The sequence below is a fragment of the Mesorhizobium sp. M2A.F.Ca.ET.067.02.1.1 genome, from assembly GCF_004023285.1.
Classification (GTDB): domain Bacteria; phylum Pseudomonadota; class Alphaproteobacteria; order Rhizobiales; family Rhizobiaceae; genus Mesorhizobium.
The window spans coordinates 1-4,000 of record NZ_RZSB01000552.1; the positions used below are offsets into that span (position 1 = coordinate 1).

3 protein-coding genes are annotated in these 4,000 nt (G+C 65.2%); all 3 read left to right on the forward strand.

All coding sequences use genetic code 11. From position 1 onward, the window contains the following. On the forward strand, window positions 1–223 hold a 223-nt coding region (locus EOA28_RS27295), incomplete at its 5' end, for a glycine cleavage T C-terminal barrel domain-containing protein (RefSeq protein WP_148670875.1). Next, window positions 223–1,404, forward strand: coding sequence for a pyridoxal phosphate-dependent aminotransferase (locus EOA28_RS27300; protein ID WP_127386133.1), 1,182 nt, complete (start codon window positions 223–225; stop codon window positions 1,402–1,404). The genes EOA28_RS27295 and EOA28_RS27300, both read left to right, overlap by 1 nt. Next, window positions 1,401–3,848 carry an FAD-dependent oxidoreductase gene (locus tag EOA28_RS27305; protein ID WP_128315474.1) on the forward strand — a complete coding sequence of 816 codons (2,448 nt, stop codon included), beginning with the start codon at window positions 1,401–1,403 and terminating at the stop codon, window positions 3,846–3,848. The genes EOA28_RS27300 and EOA28_RS27305 overlap by 4 nt, the downstream gene beginning before the upstream one ends. Window positions 3,849–4,000: the final 152 nt, after the last annotated feature.

The following is a 4,000-nucleotide window of genomic DNA, read 5'->3' on the forward strand; positions in this document are numbered from 1 at the left end:
CTATATGTCGACGCTCTGGCATGACGGCAGGATCGTCGGCGAGACGACCTCGGGCGGCTGGGGCCACCGCGTCGGCAAGTCGATCGCGCTCGGCATGCTGCGCACCGATCTGACCGAGCCGGGCACTGCGGTCGAGGTCGAGATTTTTGGCGATCGCTTCAAAGCTGTCGTCCAGAAGGACGAGCCTCTGTGGGATCCGAAGAACGAGAGGCTGAGAGCCTGATGCCAACACCATCGAAGCGCATTACCGCTATCGTTCCTTCGGGCAAGGACGGCTGGGAGGTCCATTCGGCCGCCTGGGCGCGCCAGCAGGCCGGTGAGGACATCATCATGCTGTCGGTCGGCGACCACGACTTCGACACGCCATTGGAAACGATCGAAGCCTGCGTCAAAGCCGTGCGCGGCAGCAACCATCATTATACGCCGCTGCCCGGCCTGCCGCGCCTGCGCAAGGCGATGGCGGCGGCATCCACCGCCTGCACCGGCATCGAGACGGAACCGGACGAAATCATCGCCACGCAAGGCGGCCAGGCTGCGCTCTACGCCGCGGTGCAGACCGTGCTCGATCCTGGCGACCACGCCATCGTCGTGGCGCCCTACTACGCCACTTACCCCAACACCTTCAGCGCCGCCGGCGCGACCTTCACCGTGGTCGAGACACCGGCGGCGGACGGGTTCCAGCCCCGTGCGGACATGATCCGCGCCGCGCGGAGGCCCAACACCCGCGCCATCCTGATCAACACGCCGAACAACCCGACCGGCGCTGTCTATTCGCGCGAGCGGCTGGAGGAGTTGGCCGCCATCTGCCGCGAGCATGATCTCTGGCTGCTGTCGGACGAGGTCTACTGGACGCTCGGCGGCGGCGAGCATATCTCGCCGCGTTCGCTGCCCGGCATGGCCGAGCGCACGCTGGTCATCAACTCGATGTCGAAAAGCCACGGCATGACGGGATGGCGCATGGGCTGGCTGACCGGCCCGACGGAGATGATCCGGCTGCTGACCGACCTCAACCTCGTGACGACCTACGGCCTGCCGGCCTTCATCTCGATCGCCTGCGCCGAAGCGCTCGAGAACCACTATGGCGTGAAAGAGATCGCCGAACGCTACGCCGCGCGCCGCGCCTTGATGCTGGATGCCATACGCGGCATGAACGACGTCACCGTGCACGGCTCGGAAGGCGGCATGTATGTCATGCTCGATATCTCCGCCATCGAGCCCGACGACGAGAAATTCGCCTGGGGCCTGCTCGACAAGGAGAAGGTCGGCGTCATGCCCGGATCGAGCTTCGGCGAGGCCGCCGCCGGGCACATCCGCATCAGCCTCTGCCAGCCCGAGCCCATCCTCAAGGAAGCAGCGCTTCGCCTGCGCCGCTTCGCTTCCAACTACCGCCGCGAGGCCGCATGACCAAGACTGTTCCGACAAAAGCCCGCGCCGTCATCATCGGCGGCGGCGTCTCCGGCTGCTCGGTCGCCTATCACCTGGCGAAGCTCGGCTGGACCGACATCGTGCTCCTGGAGCGCAAGCAGCTCACCTCGGGCACCACTTGGCATGCGGCCGGCCTGATCGGCCAGCTGCGCGCCTCGCAGAACATGACGCGGCTCGCGAAATACTCAGCCGACCTCTACGTCAAGCTGGAGGCAGAGACCGATGTCGGCACCGGCATGCGCCAGGTCGGCTCGATCACCGTCGCGCTGACCGAAGAGCGCAAGCACGAGATTTATCGGCAGGCATCGCTCGCCCGCGCCTTCGACGTCGACGTGCGCGAGATCTCGCCGCGCGAGGTCAAGGAGATGTATCCGCATCTCAATGTCTCGGATGTGGTCGGCGCCGTGCACCTGCCGCTCGACGGCCAGTGCGACCCGGCCAACATCGCCATGGCGCTGGCCAAGGGCGCGCGCCAGCGCGGCGCGACCATCATCGAGAACGTCAAGGTCACCAAGGTCCACACGAAGAACGGCCGCGTCTCCCGCGTCTCCTGGGCGCAGGGCGAGGATCAGGGCACGATCGAGACCGACATCGTCGTCAACTGCGCCGGCATGTGGGCGCGCGAGCTTGGCCGGCAGAACGGCGTCACCATTCCGCTGCATGCCTGCGAGCATTTCTATCTCGTCACCGAGCCGATCCCGGGCCTCTCTCGCCTGCCGGTGCTGCGCGTGCCGGATGAATGCGCCTACTACAAGGAGGACGCCGGCAAGATGATGCTCGGCGCCTTCGAGCCGGTCGCAAAACCCTGGGGCATGGACGGCATCCGCGAGGATTTCTGCTTCGACCAGTTGCCCGAGGACATGGACCATTTCGAGCCGATCCTCGAAATGGGCGTCAACCGCATGCCAATGCTGGGCACCGCCGGCATCCACACCTTCTTCAATGGTCCCGAGAGTTTCACGCCCGACGACCGCTATTACCTGGGCGAAGCGCCGGAACTCGCCGGCTACTGGATGGCGACCGGCTATAATTCGATCGGCATCGTGTCGTCCGGGGGCGCCGGCATGGCGCTGGCGCAGTGGATCAACGACGGCGAGGCGCCCTTCGACCTCTGGGAGGTCGACATCCGCCGCGCCCAGCCCTTCCAGAAGAACCGCCGCTATCTCAAGGAGCGGGTGTCCGAAACACTCGGCCTGCTCTATGCCGACCATTTCCCCTACCGCCAGATGGCGACGTCGCGCGGCGTGCGCCGCTCGCCCTTGCACGAGCATCTCAAGGCGCGCGGCGCGGTCTTCGGCGAAGTCGCCGGCTGGGAGCGCGCCAACTGGTTCGCCCGCGAAGGCCAGGAGCGCGAGTACCGCTATTCCTGGAAGCGGCAGAACTGGTTCGACAACCAGCGTGAGGAGCATCTCGCCGTGCGCAACGGCGTCGGCCTGTTCGACATGACCTCCTTCGGCAAGATCCGTGTGGAGGGCCGCGATGCCTGCGCCTTCCTGCAAAGGCTCTGCGCCAACGACATGGACGTGGCACCAGGCAGGATCGTCTACACCCAGATGCTCAACGCCAAGGGTGGTATCGAGAGCGACCTCACCGTGACGCGGCTGTCGGAAACGGCCTATTTCCTGGTCGTGGCGGGCGCCACGCTGCAGCGCGACCTTGCCTGGCTGAGAAAGCATGTCGCCGACGAGTTCGTCGTCATCACCGACGTGACCGCCGCCGAAGCCGTGATCTGCGTGATGGGGCCGGAGGCGCGAAAACTGATCCAGAAAGTCAGCCCGAACGATTTCTCCAACGAGGTCAATCCGTTCGGCACCTTCCAGGAGATCGAGATCGGCATGGGGCTGGCCCGCGCCCACCGCGTCACCTATGTCGGTGAACTCGGCTGGGAGCTCTATGTCTCGACCGAGCAAGCCGCCCATGTCTTCGAGGCGATCGCCGAGGCCGGCGCCGATGTCGGCCTGAAGCTCTGCGGCTTGCACACGCTCGATTCCTGCCGCATCGAAAAAGCCTTCCGCCATTTCGGCCACGACATCACCGACGAGGAGAATGTGCTGGAGGCGGGCCTGGGCTTCGCGGTGAAGACCAGCAAAGCCGGCTTCATCGGCCGCGATGCGGTGCTCCGGAAGAAGGAAGCCGGCCTGTCGCGGCGGCTGGTGCAGTTCCGCCTGAAGGATCCTCAGCCCCTTCTGTTCCACAACGAGGCCATTCTGCGCGACGGCCGGATTGTTGGCCCGATCACCTCAGGCAATTACGGACACCACCTCGGCGGCGCGATCGGGCTCGGCTATGTGCCCTGTGAGGGTGAGAGCGAGGCGGACGTGCTGGGTTCTTCCTACGAGGTGGAGATCGCAGGAGAACGCTTCGCGGCGGAGGCATCGCTGAAGCCGATGTATGATCCGAAGGCGGAACGGGTGAAGATGTAGCGCAGTCTTTCCTTCTCCCCGTTCTTGTTTGTGCTGGAGACAAGGTGAACGGGTGTTCGGGGACATCGTGGACGCTTTTGTTCATCACGAACTGCTGGGTTGTTTTTGTTGTTCGGCCTGTGGACCCTGTGGGCAACGCTCAGCGTTGTCCA

What these genes read in the sequence shown, in the direction of transcription:
- EOA28_RS27300 (WP_127386133.1), top strand. Translation starts at nt 223, where the DNA reads ATGCCAACACCATCGAAGCGCATTACCGCTATCGTTCCTTCGGGCAAG.
- EOA28_RS27305 (WP_128315474.1), top strand. Translation starts at nt 1,401, where the DNA reads ATGACCAAGACTGTTCCGACAAAAGCCCGCGCCGTCATCATCGGCGGC.